Annotated in this window: 23 protein-coding genes; 21 read left to right on the top strand and 2 right to left on the bottom strand. The window is 68.5% G+C overall.

Annotation, left to right across the window (positions count from 1 at the left end; genetic code table 11):
• The first annotated feature begins 172 nt into the window (after window positions 1–172).
• The 4 genes from XM1_RS22335 (at window position 173) to XM1_RS24415 (ending at window position 1,591) form a co-directional block, all read left to right on the top strand.
• The gene (locus XM1_RS22335) at window positions 173–628 is read left to right on the top strand and encodes a hypothetical protein (RefSeq protein ID WP_068438373.1); all 456 of its coding nucleotides are present in this window, start codon (window positions 173–175) and stop codon (window positions 626–628) included.
• Between the two features lie 11 nt (window positions 629–639).
• Window positions 640–894 carry a hypothetical protein gene (locus XM1_RS22330; RefSeq protein WP_068438371.1) on the top strand — a complete coding sequence of 85 codons (255 nt, stop codon included), beginning with the start codon at window positions 640–642 and terminating at the stop codon, window positions 892–894.
• Between the two features lie 114 nt (window positions 895–1,008).
• Window positions 1,009–1,407, top strand: coding sequence for a hypothetical protein (locus XM1_RS22325; RefSeq protein WP_068438368.1), 399 nt, complete (start codon window positions 1,009–1,011; stop codon window positions 1,405–1,407).
• Between the two features lie 7 nt (window positions 1,408–1,414).
• Window positions 1,415–1,591: a hypothetical protein gene (locus tag XM1_RS24415; RefSeq protein ID WP_156428894.1), complete on the top strand. Its 177-nt coding sequence runs from the start codon at window positions 1,415–1,417 to the stop codon at window positions 1,589–1,591.
• Between the two features lie 50 nt (window positions 1,592–1,641).
• Here XM1_RS24415 and XM1_RS22320 read toward each other — a convergent pair whose 3' ends face one another.
• The gene (locus XM1_RS22320) at window positions 1,642–3,744 is read right to left on the bottom strand and encodes a bacteriohemerythrin (protein WP_068438366.1); all 2,103 of its coding nucleotides are present in this window, start codon (window positions 3,742–3,744) and stop codon (window positions 1,642–1,644) included.
• 147 nt (window positions 3,745–3,891) lie between these two features.
• Here XM1_RS22320 and XM1_RS22315 point away from each other — a divergent pair, with 147 nt between their 5' ends.
• The 12 genes from XM1_RS22315 (at window position 3,892) to XM1_RS22265 (ending at window position 10,120) form a co-directional block, all read left to right on the top strand.
• A complete protein-coding gene (locus XM1_RS22315; RefSeq protein ID WP_068438363.1) occupies window positions 3,892–4,557 on the top strand; it encodes a DUF3085 domain-containing protein in 666 nt (221 codons plus the stop codon).
• Window positions 4,558–4,672: 115 nt separating this feature from the next.
• Window positions 4,673–5,272, top strand: coding sequence for a hypothetical protein (locus XM1_RS22310; RefSeq protein ID WP_068438360.1), 600 nt, complete (start codon window positions 4,673–4,675; stop codon window positions 5,270–5,272).
• Window positions 5,273–5,377: 105 nt separating this feature from the next.
• Window positions 5,378–5,740 (top strand): hypothetical protein, encoded by a 363-nt coding sequence (locus tag XM1_RS22305; RefSeq protein ID WP_068438357.1) that lies wholly within the window; start codon window positions 5,378–5,380, stop codon window positions 5,738–5,740.
• A 10-nt stretch (window positions 5,741–5,750) separates the two neighbouring features.
• Entirely contained in the window at window positions 5,751–5,927 is a 177-nt protein-coding gene (locus tag XM1_RS24410) for a hypothetical protein (RefSeq protein ID WP_156428893.1), read from the top strand.
• A 110-nt stretch (window positions 5,928–6,037) separates the two neighbouring features.
• Window positions 6,038–6,967: a hypothetical protein gene (locus tag XM1_RS22300; RefSeq protein ID WP_068438354.1), complete on the top strand. Its 930-nt coding sequence runs from the start codon at window positions 6,038–6,040 to the stop codon at window positions 6,965–6,967.
• A gap of 69 nt (window positions 6,968–7,036) precedes the next feature.
• Window positions 7,037–7,396 carry a hypothetical protein gene (locus XM1_RS22295; RefSeq protein ID WP_156428892.1) on the top strand — a complete coding sequence of 120 codons (360 nt, stop codon included), beginning with the start codon at window positions 7,037–7,039 and terminating at the stop codon, window positions 7,394–7,396.
• 229 nt (window positions 7,397–7,625) lie between these two features.
• Window positions 7,626–8,270: a hypothetical protein gene (locus tag XM1_RS22290; protein ID WP_068438349.1), complete on the top strand. Its 645-nt coding sequence runs from the start codon at window positions 7,626–7,628 to the stop codon at window positions 8,268–8,270.
• 237 nt (window positions 8,271–8,507) lie between these two features.
• Window positions 8,508–8,711 carry a hypothetical protein gene (locus XM1_RS22285; protein WP_156428891.1) on the top strand — a complete coding sequence of 68 codons (204 nt, stop codon included), beginning with the start codon at window positions 8,508–8,510 and terminating at the stop codon, window positions 8,709–8,711.
• Between the two features lie 89 nt (window positions 8,712–8,800).
• On the top strand, window positions 8,801–9,025 hold the full coding sequence (locus tag XM1_RS22280) for a hypothetical protein (RefSeq protein WP_068438343.1): 225 nt from the start codon (window positions 8,801–8,803) through the stop codon (window positions 9,023–9,025).
• Window positions 9,026–9,119: 94 nt separating this feature from the next.
• A complete protein-coding gene (locus tag XM1_RS22275; protein WP_068438340.1) occupies window positions 9,120–9,344 on the top strand; it encodes a hypothetical protein in 225 nt (74 codons plus the stop codon).
• Window positions 9,345–9,487: 143 nt separating this feature from the next.
• The gene (locus XM1_RS22270) at window positions 9,488–9,829 is read left to right on the top strand and encodes a hypothetical protein (protein ID WP_068438339.1); all 342 of its coding nucleotides are present in this window, start codon (window positions 9,488–9,490) and stop codon (window positions 9,827–9,829) included.
• A gap of 30 nt (window positions 9,830–9,859) precedes the next feature.
• Complete coding sequence (locus XM1_RS22265) at window positions 9,860–10,120, top strand: hypothetical protein (RefSeq protein WP_068438336.1); 261 nt, start codon at window positions 9,860–9,862, stop codon at window positions 10,118–10,120.
• Window positions 10,121–10,124: 4 nt separating this feature from the next.
• On the opposite strand, the gene XM1_RS22260 is transcribed toward XM1_RS22265, so the two are convergent.
• Window positions 10,125–10,319: a hypothetical protein gene (locus XM1_RS22260; protein ID WP_068438332.1), complete on the bottom strand. Its 195-nt coding sequence runs from the start codon at window positions 10,317–10,319 to the stop codon at window positions 10,125–10,127.
• 98 nt (window positions 10,320–10,417) lie between these two features.
• Between XM1_RS22260 and XM1_RS22255 the strand changes: the two genes are divergently transcribed.
• The 5 genes from XM1_RS22255 to XM1_RS22235 all read left to right on the top strand — a co-directional run bounded on the left by XM1_RS22255 (window position 10,418) and on the right by XM1_RS22235 (window position 13,246).
• Complete coding sequence (locus XM1_RS22255; RefSeq protein WP_068438329.1) at window positions 10,418–10,792, top strand: hypothetical protein; 375 nt, start codon at window positions 10,418–10,420, stop codon at window positions 10,790–10,792.
• A gap of 148 nt (window positions 10,793–10,940) precedes the next feature.
• The gene (locus tag XM1_RS22250) at window positions 10,941–11,615 is read left to right on the top strand and encodes a helix-turn-helix domain-containing protein (RefSeq protein ID WP_068438326.1); all 675 of its coding nucleotides are present in this window, start codon (window positions 10,941–10,943) and stop codon (window positions 11,613–11,615) included.
• An 87-nt stretch (window positions 11,616–11,702) separates the two neighbouring features.
• Window positions 11,703–11,951: a hypothetical protein gene (locus XM1_RS22245; protein WP_156428890.1), complete on the top strand. Its 249-nt coding sequence runs from the start codon at window positions 11,703–11,705 to the stop codon at window positions 11,949–11,951.
• A gap of 21 nt (window positions 11,952–11,972) precedes the next feature.
• Complete coding sequence (locus XM1_RS22240; RefSeq protein WP_068438321.1) at window positions 11,973–12,581, top strand: hypothetical protein; 609 nt, start codon at window positions 11,973–11,975, stop codon at window positions 12,579–12,581.
• The gene (locus XM1_RS22235) at window positions 12,578–13,246 is read left to right on the top strand and encodes a hypothetical protein (protein ID WP_068438319.1); all 669 of its coding nucleotides are present in this window, start codon (window positions 12,578–12,580) and stop codon (window positions 13,244–13,246) included. The genes XM1_RS22240 and XM1_RS22235 overlap by 4 nt, the downstream gene beginning before the upstream one ends.
• Window positions 13,247–13,268: the final 22 nt, after the last annotated feature.

The raw sequence follows: 13,268 nt of genomic DNA, 5'->3' as shown, positions 1-13,268 counted from the left end.
CGCCTCCTCTGCGGACCATTCCGCCGAGGAAGGAGATGGGGCCGGGCGACACCGGAATCGGAAGAGGAGGAAAACGGCGGAAAGCCCGGAAAATCGCTGGATGGGGGTGGACAATAGGCACAATGTGCCTACATCAGGATCATGGGCATCCCGCCCCGGCCGGAGACGCGACATGAAGGATCTGCTTCACCTCCTCGAAGGAATCCCCACGGTGCTTCGCCACAGCTCGAAGACGTCCTACGAGATCCTCGTCCTGCATCTCGAGGCCTACCGCGAACCCAGGCTCATGGTCATGACCGGGCCGCTGGTCCTCGACGAGGACGACCACAACAAGGTCCGCCGCCGCTACGAGCTCGCCTCGGCCCGCTACGAGACCATCGAGATCAACATCGAGGCCCTCCGCGAGGAGATGTCCGAGGATGGCTTCATGACGGAGCATGTCCTTCCGCTCCTTCCGGGATGGAGGACCTACGAGACCACCTACAGCCGCGCCGCCGGCACCGTCATCGTCCGGGCGGGAACGAACGAGATAGGGGTCGGTCACCACGCCATTCGCCTCGATTCCTGCGTCAGGGCCTACAACGGACCTCCGGCGCCCTGGGCCGACCGCCGCCGCGTCGCCGCGTGATGGAGGCCGCCATGCGCCCCGACGACCTCTCCCGCGTCGCCCGCGCCATCTACGGGGACAGATGGCAGCGGGATCTCGCCCGGGGCCTCCGCATCGCCGAGCGGACCGTCCGCTACTGGGCCGCAGGCGAAAGGGAGGTTCCAGATCACTACGCGGACCTGCTGCTGGCCATCGAGCCGCTGGCCGACCACCTCGCCATGCGGGAGCAGCCGAAGGGAGCCAGCCTCATCGGACGCCTCGTCGAGGTCGCGACCGCACGCGCCTGATGCGTCCCGTCCTGGACAACCGGCCCGCGAGGCAGCATCCTCCGGCAAGGAAGAAGGGAATCCGCCCAAGCGGGGGCGAGGACCGAACGCCCCCGATGGGCGGAAGGATTGACGATGCACATCACCGACAAGCCGTTCCACTCGCGGCTCTCCACCCTCATCACCCTATCCGTCGATGAGGAGGGCCGCTGCGCGATCACGACGCCGGGAGAACCGGCCGGACCGGGCGTGCTCGCCTATCCCCTCTTCCAGAGCGAGGATGGACACCACCGGGCGATCACCATCATCGCCCTCGAGAACGCCGATCTCGCCGCCGCCATGCACGGCTCGATGCCGGGCTCCGTCCTGCGCTCAGTCCGGGACGAGGGCGGCGTCCTCTGGATCGTCGCCCTGGCCGAGGACAACGAATTCGACGAGCTGTGCGTCCATCACGGCATCGAGCCGGGAACCGGCAAAGTCCAGCCGATCCTCCTCGCGCTGAGGGATGACCTCTCCCCCGTCATCCGGATGTAGAAGCTCAATGACCCCCAAGGAGATGGAGGCCGAAACGGCCGCCGTCGCCGCGCGGCTTCTCGCCGAGGCCTCCGCCGCCGCCCGGATCAGCCCCGGACAGGCCCTCGACCTCGCCCGCCGGGCCGTGGCCACGCTCGAGACCGCCTGCGTCGTCGCGCGCCTGGCAGGCAGGCAAGGCGGCTGAAGCGCAGCAGGCGCCGGATCGCTCCGACGCCCGCCCGCCATGCCCGAGAATCAGCGGCCCGCAGCCACGCGCGCCAGCTCGCGATCGGTTCCGAGGATATGCTCGGCCAACCAATCCTTGAGGAAGACGAGGACCGACATCGACAGCGTCGCCGAGCCGGAGACCAGCCGCGTGCGGAAATCCCCCACCTTCGCCACGAACTCGGCGTGCGCCGCCCGATGCTCGACGGAGAAGGCGTAGCCCGGAAGGGTGCGCATCAGCTCCTCCTCGCGCCCGAAATGCTCGACGGTGTAGGCCACCAGGCCGTCGACCACCTCGCGGGCCCGCGCCGGGCCGGATCCGTCCTGCATGGCGCGGTAGAGGTCATTGACCATGGCCACCAGGCGCTCGTGGTCATGATCGATCATGGCGTTGCCGACCTTCAGCGCATCCGACCAGGGAAGGAAATCCCCAGAGGATGCGGCATCGGAGATGGCCAGCGCCCCGATGTCCGAGAGGTGCCGATCGATGCCGGCCTTCAGGATCTCCGAACGGGAGCGCAGGGACACCGCCGCCGAATGCACCTGCCGGGATTCAGCATCGGTGCGCTTCGCCGCATCCAGCACATCCTCGGACGACGAGGACACCTCCGACGCCGCAGCCGCCACCGAGGCGGCGCCCCGGGCGATCTCGCCGGCGGCCGCCGACTGCTGCTCCACGGCCGAGGAGATCGTCCCCGAGATGCCGTGCAGCTCGCCTACCACGGAACCGATGGCCCCCAGCGCCGCGACGGCATCCTCCGTGAAGCCCCGGATGCTCTCGACCCGCTGCTCGATCTCTCCAGTCGCCCTCTGCGTTTCCGCGGCGAGCTGCTTCACCTCGCCGGCGACCACCGCGAAGCCCCTTCCCGCTTCGCCGGCCCGCGCCGCCTCGATCGTGGCGTTGAGCGCCAGCATGCGGGTCTGCGATGAAATGGTGCGGATGAGATCCACGACGGAGCCGATCTCGGACGCGCTGGCGGCCAGCGACCGCACCAGCCCATCGGTGCGCGCCGTCTCCGACGAAGCCGTCTCCGCCACGGAGGCCGAAAGGGCCACCTGGCGGGCGATCTCCTCGATGGAGGCCGTCAGCTCCTCGGCGGCCGCCGCGACCGTCTGGGCCGACCCCAAGGCCGTCGCCGCCGCTTCGGAAGCAACCGACGCCTGCGCCGCCGAGCGCTCGGAGGCCGAGGACAGGCCCTGCGCCGCGCCTTCGAGCTGGACGATGGACGCCTGCACATCGGCCATGGACGCCGAGGACTGGCCATCGAACTCAACGGTCAGGGCCTCGACCTTGCGGGCCCGCTCCACGCGGGCACGGCTCTCCTCCTGCGCCTTCGCATCGGAGGCGCGCCGTTCGATGCGTCCGCGCCGCCACGCCTCGACCGAACGGGCGATGGCCCCGATCTCGTCGCCTCGGCCCGCATCCGTGATCTCGATCCCGTCGATGTTCCCTTCGGCCATGCGGCCAAGAGCGCCGACCACCCGATCCAGCGGACGGACGATGCCGCGCACGTTCAGCCAGGCCATGCCCAGCGCCAGGGCGACCGCCGGGAAGGTGAGCGCCGCGATGAGCAGGCCGATCCACAGCGCCTGCCGATCGATGTCATCGACGAAGGATCCCGTGGCCACGATGAAGGGCGTTCCGGGAACGGCCCGCGCGTAGGACAGCTTGGGCTTGTCGCCCTCGGCCCCACGAGCCCAACGATACTTCACGAAGCCGCCTTCCAGCGAGCCGGCCGCCGCCGCGAGACCAGCGACGATGCGCACCCCGTCCGGATCCTTCAGGTCCGAGAGGTCCTTCCCGACGAGGGAGGCGTTCGGATGCGCCCGCATGACGCCCGAGCGGTCGAGCACGAAGACGTATTCCTCATGCCCGCCATCGTCGAAGCGCATCCGGCCGACCGAAGCGACGGCGGAAAGCGCCTTCTCCTCGTCCGCCCCATCACCCGCCGAAGCCTCGATGATCGACGCCCCCGCTTGGGCGAGCCTGCGCAGATCCTCCTGGCGATCCGTCGTCGCCGTGTGCCAAACGAGCGCAAGGCCGACCAGTCCGCCGACGATCGGGATGAAGGCGGCGAAGACCGCCTGCAGCATGAGCTTCGTGCGGATGCGGATGTCATCGATCGACCTCATGGCCCGTTCCCCTTTCCTCTTCCGGATGGGATGGAAGATGGGGCCGGGCGATCCCCAGAACGCCGCTGCGGCGACGACGCGCTCATCTCCTGCGGGAGCGCGCCGCCGGCGCAGCAGCCCAGCCACCATCCATCAAGGAGCAAGACCATGGCCAAGCTCATCTTCAAGGTCGCCGACGTCCTCCCCCTCGTCGCCCATTCCAAGGCCTCCCCCTCCCACAGCAAGGGCTGGGGCGACGACGCGCCGACCCCCGGCCTGTTCCTTGTCCACGACCAGGGCATCTACCTCATGAGCAACGGCAATCCGCGGCAGATGGCCGACGGCTCGATCGGCGGCGAAGGCGTCGAGGGTCGCTCCAAGGTCGCCTACGCCGAAGGCTGCGACCCCGACAAGGATGCGGAATGGTGGGACAACGCCCGGGATCTCGTCGGCGGCGACGACTTCGCCGAGACCCTGCCGCTGGCGATGTTCGCCGGTCTCGAGGACTGCCCGGAAGCGACCTTCTGCCTGAAATTCACCGAGAGGGACATCCGCATCGAGATCGCGGCCCCGAAGAGGACCGTCGCGCGCGCCGACATCGCCGCCAAGCTCGAGAAGGCCTACGCCGAAGGCAAGATCCTGTTCCTCGAAACGCCCCGGTCGAAGAAGATCATGGTGATCTCGACGAAGGAAGGAGCGGCTCCCCTTCCCCTGGACATCCGGCTCGCCCAGCTCCGCATCAGGTATCCCAAGGCCGTGGCGCTGAATACGCTGGACCTCGGCAAGGCCTGCGGGATCTACGCGAAGGCCATCGGCGTCGTCCTCGAGGACTGATCGGCCCGGCGGGAGGCGAAGCCAATCGCCTCCCCCACCGGCCCCGCGTCCTCTTGATCCTTCGGGAGGACGCGCCGCCGGCGCGGGCCACCCCATTCCCGAACAGGAGGCCCGCATGTCCGCCAGCAACGAATCCATCGCCCTCGCCCGCCTCGCAGCCGACCTCATGGCGATCCGCAGCGTCCTCTGGGACATCGACAGATACGGCGAGAACAACTTCGCCTGGCTGCAGGAAGCCCAATGGACACCCTCCTTCGACGGATGGATCGCCGCGCTCGGCTCGGTGCGCGCCAATCCTTCGGTCGAAGCGATCCCCGGGCTCGACGACGCGTTCGAGCGTCTGATCTCCGGGATGTCCGCTGTCCGAACGGGAAAGGGCGCCTTCCGCCCGCAGGCCGAACGCATCCGCAAGGCCTTCCTCGATGCGGACAGGCGCGTCGGAGGCGCCATCCGCGAGATCGTCAAGCCGCTCGGCGCCCGGGCCTATGCCGGATGGTCCGAGCTCGAATACTGGTTCTGCTCGGGAAGGAACGCATCAAAGGGGCGCGACGAAGCGGCAGCGGAAATCCTCGCCCGCGCCGCTCCTCTCCGCAAGGATCCGAAGGCCGTCCGCAACCGCCTGACGCTCGCGCTGGCGGCCCTGCTGCCGGGATCCTCTTCCCACGAGCAGCTCGACGCCGCCATGGCGCTCGACGCCGTGCTTTCCGCTGCCTGAGCGGGCGCACCCGCCATGCCGCACCGGCCCCGCGTCCTCTGATCCTCCGGGAGGACGCGCCGCCGGCGCGAGCCGCCCGCCCAACCAAAGCGCGGAGCAACGATCATGGCCAAGAAATCAGCCCACGGAGAGGCCTTCCTCACATACTTCCATGCGAAGCGGGGCGTCCTGATGTCCTGCCACGAGGACGGCGTCACGCTCTACCGCACGCCCTTCTCCAACGGATGGAAGCTGTTCGCCCGCAAGAAGGCGGATTGGACGATCGAGGACTGGAAAGCCGCCAAGCGCCGCTCCGCCGAACGGCAGCCATGGTGGGCCCGCGAAATCCGCACCCTGCCCTCCCGCGCCACGCTCCAACGCTGGTTGGAAGACAGCATGTGCGAAGCGACATGCGGCGCGGATGTCGAGCATGACGGCTACGGCCCCGGTGGTTCGCCGTCCTGGCTCCTTGCCCTTCACCTGATCTAAGGAGGCTACCATGATCTGCGTCATCGAGACCGATCGCGGGGCCGAGATCGCACGCGTCGAAGCCGCCACCCCCGCCCTGGCCCGCGCCGAGGCGGAACGGCGCATCGCCAGCCTGCACCGCGCCGCCGGGCGCATCCCGCCCCTCTTCGAGGCCGATCCGGCCTACCGGATACGGACGCTCCACTGAGCGCCACCCCGCCCCGCGCATCTTCCTGCTACGCGGGAGGACGCGCCGGTGGCGACGCCTGCCTATCCCGAACGCCAGCCGGACACGACCGGCCCAGCCAGGAGATCCCCATGGGCTCGACCATCACCTGCCGCCGCCGCGCGGCCGCCGTTCCTTCCTCGAACGGCCCGGTGTACTTCCTCTTCGAGGAGACCTACGAATCCAACGTAACGCCGCACACCCCGCACTGGGGCTGCACCCACATCGGCAACGCGGCTTCCTCGCTGAAGCGGATCTTCGCCTATGGAAGCTCCTGCGAAGGCGGCATGCTCCGGACCCGCTCCGGCACCATCACCCCCGAAGGCTACATCCAGTCCTGGCTCAAGGAGCTGGCCGAACCCTTCCTCATGGCCGGCTCCACCAGCCTGCGACGCAGCACCGGCGAATACGACTGGCGCGGCATCGACCCCCAGAAGCTCGCCAGCCTTCGTCCGCTGCTCTCCGCCGAAGAAGCCGCAGCGTTCGAAGCCGGGGAGTACGTCCGCATGGATTGCGTCGCGGACGCCGAACGCCTCGCGGCCATCGTCGCCTCCGGAGTCACCGCCTGGCGGCTGATCGACGGCGGAAGCGTGCCCGGCGACTGGGCGATGCGCCATCCCGAGCTCGGCCATGCGCCCGCGCCCTCGAAGGCCTGCCCCCTCGATCAGCCACAGGCCTACCGCCTGCCGGACGGCGACAACGTCCTGCTGCGCGACGAAAAGGGCATCTGGCGCTGCGCCGGATGGGACTACTCCGTCGTGGGCGGCTTCATCGAGCGCGCCTGGGAGACGGAACTGGCCATGCCCGGAACCTACCGGAAGCGCATCAAGGCTTATAGGGAGGCCATTACGGCCGCCCTTCCCCTCCCCGCCGGCACGATCGCCAAGGATCTCGTCGCGGCCGCCGAGATCGTGGTGACAGAGGAAACATCCCGATCCCTCGGCTGGCGGAAGCGCGACGAGATCGAATACCAGCTTCCCGAGCCGCCCAAGGGCGGCCAGCTCCCCCTCTTCGCCGCCTGATCGGCGACACCGCCATGCCCGCCGCGTCTCCTCGATGGGAGCGCGGCGGAACGGCGCCTGCTCGGACGAATGCACAGGAGACCGGCCATGGCCATCCAGACCCATCGCGAATTCTGCCCCGCTGATCGCTACCTCTACGACTTCGGCCTCTGCAGCTCCGGCAACGGTTTCGCCCAGATGGACACGAAGCAGGACGCGTCCTACTACGGCAACTGGTGCAACCCGACCCGCCGCGTCGTCTTCTCGTATGTCGAGGGCGACTGCACGACCCAGGTGGCCGACACCGACGAGGAATTCGCCCGGCTCGTCCGTGAGTCGGCCGAGTGGCACGACACCCACGGCTACGGCCCCCTGCGCCTCGACCCCGGCTTCAACGCCGAGCTGAAGGCCGCCTTGATCCGCGTCGGACTCGAAGACCTGCTCCATTGACCGGCATGGCCGGGCAGCCCAAATGCTGCCCGGCTCCGCCATCCAGAAAACGCCGGGGATCCGATCCTCCGCCGCTACCCTGAGCGGGGCACGCTCGATCACCGACCGCCCCGCCCCCGCCGCGTCCTCTGATCCTCCGGGAGGACGCGCCGGAAGCGGTGCCCTTCCTCAGCCACGCAACACGGCCCGGCTCCCACAAGGGGCCGGGCTATCTTCATGGAGGAACACCATGTCCAGCGCCACCATCGTCAAGCAGCAGAACGACTACTATGGAACTTCATACTGGACCCGCGAGGATTGGCGCGCAGTCCGCGGCAACAACCGCCTTTCTATCGAGACGCCCGCCGGGTGCGAACCGCCCACCAGGATTCGCATTCAGAAATCCCGCGATCCTCTGAACGGGACGGCAGTAGAAATCGAGATCTCCAAGCTCGAATCGCTTCGCTACATCCCTTCCGTCGACGCCATGCATGCCTCCGGGGAGAAGCCCTTCACCTGGACCACATGCCAGGATTATCACCTGTTCAGCTACAAGCCCCACAGCAGCTCTTCGACCAAGATCGTGATCTGCACGACCCATGGAGGCGGGACACGCTGGCTCTTGGTGGACGAAACATCCGGCATTGGCGATCGTCTCTCGGCAATCATCGCTCAGCTGGCAGATGCCGATGCCTGGACCCTTCTGCACGCCATCTTCGAAACCCACGAAGGAAGCCGCGAGGCCGGTCGCATGACCGCATCGCGCGAATGGGCGCAGGCGCATGTCGATGGCCGCATCCGCAAGCGCAATGGCAGAGTGTGGATCGAATCGGAGCATGAGCGAAAGGCAAAGGCGGACAGGAAGGCCAAGGATCCGATCCTCCGGCAGGCCTGAGTGGGGCAAACCCAACCACTGACCGCCCCGCCCCCGCCGCGTCCTCTTGATCCTTCGGGAGGACGCGCCGGAGACGGTGCCCCATCCTCCAACGGGCAATGCCACCGGGTTCACTGGCTTCGGCCGCGTCGTGAGCCGAACGGAGGCGACAGGGCACCTGCCGCAGCCGTCTTCCACCCCAGACACCAACCGCCCGGCTCCCGCGAAGGGGGCCGGGCTTTCTTCATGGAGGCCAACATGCTTCGTCAATTCAAGATCGGCGACGACATCACCGTCATCTTCGCTGGCGGCGTCGCCACAGGGAAGATCGCGTCCTTCGGATGGAACGATGGTCCGCTCGCACAGCCTGTCGGGGCCTCATACCTCGATGTCGAGGACAGCAACGGGATCACCCGGATCTCCATCAACCACATCGCCGCCGTCTGCTTCAAGAAGCAGTAATCGCACATGGCGGGCCTCGGCGTTTCGAGACCGCACCCGCCACCGCCCGGCAAACAAGCCGGAAGCAACCGAGGAACAGGGAGGGCATCATGGAACGCGTCATCATCCAGAGGATCGAGCGGCACGAGGGATTCGTTGCGGTCTACTTCCGCGACGGGTACGCCCTGACGCGGCGCACCGATTGCGAGGAATACGGGGAAGAGCCCGAGTGGGATTGGTTCGGGGACAACAGGCCGGATGATGGCGCAGAGGATCATTTCGGGGAACGGGTGCGAATTGCCGAGGATCTCATGCAGGCCGACGCCGAAGCCTGATTTCTTGGCGGGGCGGCCTTCGGGCCGGCCAAGGCGGGCGTCGAGCCCCCACCGCCACCGCCCGGATCATCCGGAGCAAGCATCGGAGAGCATCATGGACACCACCCGCGCCTTCATCGCCCGCGACATCGAATGGGAGACCGACGGCGAGGCCGTGCGGCTTCCGGAGCGTGTCCGGGTCGGCTTCGACGACATCGCCCTGGGCGAATGCGACCTCTCCACCCTGGAAGGCCGCAAGGACGCCACCATGCGCATCCTCGGATGGATCTCCGATCGCTACGGATGGCTCGTCCGCGACTGCGACCTCACCCTCGCCTGAGCAGGAACACCGATCCGGCCCTCCCCAGCGGGCCGGCTAGCGCGCCGCGCCGCCCGGGCCCCAGACGGGCAGGTCGCCGGTTGAGTCCAAGGCGCGCACCGCATCCCGGCCATCCCGCCGGCGATTCCTTGCAGGAGAGCACCATGACCCTCGACGAACTCGCAGACATCTATTCCTCGCCCAGCGCCTCCAAGCACGTCGACGGCCTCGTCGCCCATGCGCTGGCGGTCTCCAAGGCGCATGACGCCCTCGGTTCCGCCCTTCCCCTCTCCACGGCCCTCTCGCAGTGCCGGATGGGAGACCTCGCCGCGGCGACGGCGGAGCTGTCCTCGGCCAAGCGTTGCGCAGGCTACGGCGCGCTGCGGGAAATGATCGAAGAGGCCGGAGAAGCGCTTCGCCTCGAGATCGACCAGCGCAGCGCCCTGCGGATGGTCGGCGGGGATGTCTCCCGCTGGACCGAAGCCATGGAATGCGTGGCGGCCTGATCCCGAAGGTTCCGAAGCAGGAGGCGCATCATGATCCCATCCATCCTCGCGAACATCCTCGGCGCGCCGAAGCCACCGGCCCGCTCCCCGTTCGCCGTCGCCAAGAACCAGCTCGACATCCGCATCGACGCGGGATGGACGGGCAGGAAGTCGGCGGACGAGATCCGCGCCTGGGCGGAAGGTCATGCGAAGAAGTCGGCCGAAAGGGCCGGGCTCGACGACGCGTCCCGGGCAGACCTCGTCGGCTACGCCGTGGTCCGCGCCATGGCGGATCTCGCCTGGGCCGTCTGACGGCTCAGGTCTCGGCGAGGAGGGCGTCCACCGCCTTCCTCCCGATGGCGGACAGCCGCCAGCGGCCGGGCGCGCCGCCGGGACGGATGACGCCGAGCTTGTAGCACTCGAACACCAGCCAGTCCGGGGCCTCGTCCAGCTCATCCGTTCCGGGCTCGGCGCCGATCAGCCAGAGCCGCTGATCCTTCGACAGGTCCATGCATCCCTCCTGGCGTCATGGTCTCCGATCCCGCGCGAGGATTCAAGCGGGCGGACCTCCGGCCCCAAGTTCACGAAGTCGCAACACCGGAGGAATCCATGCACGACGAGCACCCCACCATCCCCGCCACGCCGATCGCGGCCCTGCTTCCGCTTCTCGACGCCCTCGCCGATGGGCCGGACAGCCACGACCATGTGATCGCCGCCATCGGAGAAGCCCAGCTCATGATCGGCGAACGGAACGCCATCACCGAAGAGGAAGCCATCGACATCTCCATCCGCCTCGGCTGCGACGCGAGGACGCGCCAGCCCATGCTCGAGGCCGAGGACATCCAGCGGCTGGCCTTCCACGCCAACGCGAAGCCTGCCAACCAGCTCCGCATCATCGACGACCCGATCGGCCGCAGCCTGGCCTCGGACGACCAGCTCGCCGAGGAGGCCCTCGCCCAGATCCGAGCGGTCCTCGCCGCCTGATCGGAGCGGCATGGAACAGTCAGGGCGCTCGGGAAGCCATCCCGGGCGCCTTCGCACGTCGTGGAGGACGACGGATGGCGAATGGAGCTTCCCAAACGCCACCTGGGGATGCAGGATTGCGCCGCCGCAACCCCTACGAAGGTCCGTCATGGCGCGTCGTCCTTGGTATCGCCCCGCCCCCACCTACATCGCCCCCGAGGAACCATCGGAGAAGGAGCCGGAGGGATACGCCATCGTGGTGCCGGCCGCGCCTCCATCGGCCCCTCCCCTGGGCGCCCCGGCCAAGCGCGGACGCAAGCCGAAGGAGTCCATGCAGGAAGCGGCGGATACGCCGCCCGTCCTTCCCGTCGAGGAAGCCGGGGCGACGACGAAGCCTGTACGGAACCGCCGCAGCCGCATCGTCCAATACGACGGGCCGGACCCGATCGACATCCATGTGGGCAACCGCATGAAGGAGCGCCGCGTCATGCTCGGCATCAGCCAGGCGACGATGGGCGGGCATCTGCGCATCACCTTCCAGCAGGTCCAGAAGCAGGAGAAGGGGCGCAACCGCATCTCGGCCTCCACCCTGTGGCGCATCGCCAAGGCCCTCGAGGTCCCCGTGAGCTACTTCTTCGACCAGATGGACGAAGGGACCTCCGCCGATGCCCCTTCCCGCCCCTCAAGCACGCTGGGCGCGGAACCCGACATCCGCGATCTCCGGTCCATCGGAATGCTGCTGCGCCTCCCCCAGGAGGTGAAGGGACCGATCGTCGCCCTCATCCGCGCGGCGGCCGAGGCCGCTGGCATCGACGAGGACGGGAGCGAGCAGGCGGCGGAATAGGAAGGGGGCGCACCCCTTTCCCCAAAGGAACAAAACAGGAACCATTCCCCCGTCCGCGCTCTGTCCGAGGAGCGCGGAACCGAGGGAATGAGAATGCAGACACGCGCCATGTCGGCCATGGAGGCGGGAGCCAACACCGGGATCGGCTTCTGCCTGTCCTGGGCGCTTGCCGCCTTCGTCTATCCATTGTTCGGCGTGGAGGCCTCGCCCTCCCAGACGCTGGCCATCACCATCGCCTTCACCGCCCTGTCCGTCGTGCGCTCCTATGCGCTGCGGCGGGCCTTCGAGCTGCTGCGCCGCCGGTCATCCCGGCAGAAAGCGGCCGCGCCGGGCTGAACCCCATCCCAGGAGACCGGCATGCTGGAATGGCTCGCCGCAGAATTCGAACGCGCCCGGGAGCGGGTCCGTCCAAGCCATGACGAATGGATGGAGAGGAAGGGCATCGGCCCCGCCGCGCTGGCCATCGCCGGCGGCTACGGCGTCGCCCGCGCCATCCTCTCGCCGGACGGCTCATGGGAACCCGCCGAGGAAGGCGGGGATCCCGTCATCGTGCTTCCCGCATGGACGCCGGACGGAGAAGGCCCGAGGGTCCTCTACGATCTCGTCGCCTTCCAGCCCAGCGGTCCCGACTTCCCCTGCTGGCGCCGCCGCCTCGACGCCATATGGCTCGGCGAGGACGAGCTGGCCCTGGCCGCCTACTGGCACCTTCCCATCACCGTGCGCTCGTCGGCCATGTCCTGGCTGCGGGCCGGGGCGAAGGGCGCCGTCATCCTCGACTGGGACCGCGCCATCGGCCGCCTGTTCGAATCCCCCGAGGTCGTCGGCGAGACGGAAGGCCTCGCCCTACGGCTCCGCCAGGAACTGACCCGCTCCCTGCTCGAGCGCATGCCGAGGATCGCGCTGCTCCCCGCGCCGCCCCGTCCCGCCATCGAGGACGAGGATGCCGATCTGGTGTTCGCCGCATGAGCCCCGCACTCGACCTGTTCGGGATGCCGGAGCCGGAGAAGAGGAAGGGAAAGGCGAAGCCGTCCCTCCACTCCCCCATGCCGCGTCCATCCGAACCTTCCGCTCAGGCGAACGCCGGCCTCGACGAGCCTCCGGGCTGGAAGGGCGTCATCCCGCGACGGCCCTCCTCCCCTCCCCTGCCGGTGCTGCTGGCCGCCGAGGACGGCGCATGGTCCGTGCAGGGCCCCGAAGGGGATTCCCTGCGGGTGCTCGTCGCCGATCCCTCCTCCATCCCCTATGGGCCGGCCGTATCGGCCGTGCGTGCCTGGCACGAGGACGGCATGGACTACCGCTTCCCCGAGCGGCTGGATGCCGAGCGCGTGCTGTGGAGAGTCATGCTCCCGCGGCTGGTCTTCATCTCCATCACTGCAGGGGCAGGGCAGGGGACCGCCTGGCTGTCCTGGACGGGCAGCGCCGTCGTTCCGTCCGATGAAACGGCCGCCATCGCCTGGGACCCCGTGGAAGGCGGCTGGCTGCTCCCGCCTCTGGAAGGGGGCGAGCAGCAGATCCGCTGGGCCGAGGCCCTGCGCAGGAACTACCTGCGGCGCTTCCCCGGTCATAAGCCGCCCATGAGCACGAGCGCCGGATGGTGGATACGCCACCGGCTCCGTCTCGGGGCCGACTGATTCAAAGACAAGCAACCGGCGT

It is taken from the genome of Magnetospirillum sp. XM-1 (genome assembly GCF_001511835.1).
Lineage (GTDB): Bacteria > Pseudomonadota > Alphaproteobacteria > Rhodospirillales > Magnetospirillaceae > Phaeospirillum.
The sequence above is the reverse complement of the archived record's forward strand: the minus strand, read 5'-3'. Positions and strand labels throughout refer to the sequence as shown.

What these genes read in the sequence shown, in the direction of transcription:
- XM1_RS22335 (WP_068438373.1), top strand. Translation starts at nt 173, where the DNA reads ATGAAGGATCTGCTTCACCTCCTCGAAGGAATCCCCACGGTGCTTCGC.
- XM1_RS22330 (WP_068438371.1), top strand. Translation starts at nt 640, where the DNA reads ATGCGCCCCGACGACCTCTCCCGCGTCGCCCGCGCCATCTACGGGGAC.
- XM1_RS22325 (WP_068438368.1), top strand. Translation starts at nt 1,009, where the DNA reads ATGCACATCACCGACAAGCCGTTCCACTCGCGGCTCTCCACCCTCATC.
- XM1_RS24415 (WP_156428894.1), top strand. Translation starts at nt 1,415, where the DNA reads ATGACCCCCAAGGAGATGGAGGCCGAAACGGCCGCCGTCGCCGCGCGG.
- XM1_RS22320 (WP_068438366.1), bottom strand. Translation starts at nt 3,744, where the DNA reads ATGAGGTCGATCGATGACATCCGCATCCGCACGAAGCTCATGCTGCAG.
- XM1_RS22315 (WP_068438363.1), top strand. Translation starts at nt 3,892, where the DNA reads ATGGCCAAGCTCATCTTCAAGGTCGCCGACGTCCTCCCCCTCGTCGCC.
- XM1_RS22310 (WP_068438360.1), top strand. Translation starts at nt 4,673, where the DNA reads ATGTCCGCCAGCAACGAATCCATCGCCCTCGCCCGCCTCGCAGCCGAC.
- XM1_RS22305 (WP_068438357.1), top strand. Translation starts at nt 5,378, where the DNA reads ATGGCCAAGAAATCAGCCCACGGAGAGGCCTTCCTCACATACTTCCAT.
- XM1_RS24410 (WP_156428893.1), top strand. Translation starts at nt 5,751, where the DNA reads ATGATCTGCGTCATCGAGACCGATCGCGGGGCCGAGATCGCACGCGTC.
- XM1_RS22300 (WP_068438354.1), top strand. Translation starts at nt 6,038, where the DNA reads ATGGGCTCGACCATCACCTGCCGCCGCCGCGCGGCCGCCGTTCCTTCC.
- XM1_RS22295 (WP_156428892.1), top strand. Translation starts at nt 7,037, where the DNA reads ATGCACAGGAGACCGGCCATGGCCATCCAGACCCATCGCGAATTCTGC.
- XM1_RS22290 (WP_068438349.1), top strand. Translation starts at nt 7,626, where the DNA reads ATGTCCAGCGCCACCATCGTCAAGCAGCAGAACGACTACTATGGAACT.
- XM1_RS22285 (WP_156428891.1), top strand. Translation starts at nt 8,508, where the DNA reads ATGCTTCGTCAATTCAAGATCGGCGACGACATCACCGTCATCTTCGCT.
- XM1_RS22280 (WP_068438343.1), top strand. Translation starts at nt 8,801, where the DNA reads ATGGAACGCGTCATCATCCAGAGGATCGAGCGGCACGAGGGATTCGTT.
- XM1_RS22275 (WP_068438340.1), top strand. Translation starts at nt 9,120, where the DNA reads ATGGACACCACCCGCGCCTTCATCGCCCGCGACATCGAATGGGAGACC.
- XM1_RS22270 (WP_068438339.1), top strand. Translation starts at nt 9,488, where the DNA reads ATGACCCTCGACGAACTCGCAGACATCTATTCCTCGCCCAGCGCCTCC.
- XM1_RS22265 (WP_068438336.1), top strand. Translation starts at nt 9,860, where the DNA reads ATGATCCCATCCATCCTCGCGAACATCCTCGGCGCGCCGAAGCCACCG.
- XM1_RS22260 (WP_068438332.1), bottom strand. Translation starts at nt 10,319, where the DNA reads ATGGACCTGTCGAAGGATCAGCGGCTCTGGCTGATCGGCGCCGAGCCC.
- XM1_RS22255 (WP_068438329.1), top strand. Translation starts at nt 10,418, where the DNA reads ATGCACGACGAGCACCCCACCATCCCCGCCACGCCGATCGCGGCCCTG.
- XM1_RS22250 (WP_068438326.1), top strand. Translation starts at nt 10,941, where the DNA reads ATGGCGCGTCGTCCTTGGTATCGCCCCGCCCCCACCTACATCGCCCCC.
- XM1_RS22245 (WP_156428890.1), top strand. Translation starts at nt 11,703, where the DNA reads ATGAGAATGCAGACACGCGCCATGTCGGCCATGGAGGCGGGAGCCAAC.
- XM1_RS22240 (WP_068438321.1), top strand. Translation starts at nt 11,973, where the DNA reads ATGCTGGAATGGCTCGCCGCAGAATTCGAACGCGCCCGGGAGCGGGTC.
- XM1_RS22235 (WP_068438319.1), top strand. Translation starts at nt 12,578, where the DNA reads ATGAGCCCCGCACTCGACCTGTTCGGGATGCCGGAGCCGGAGAAGAGG.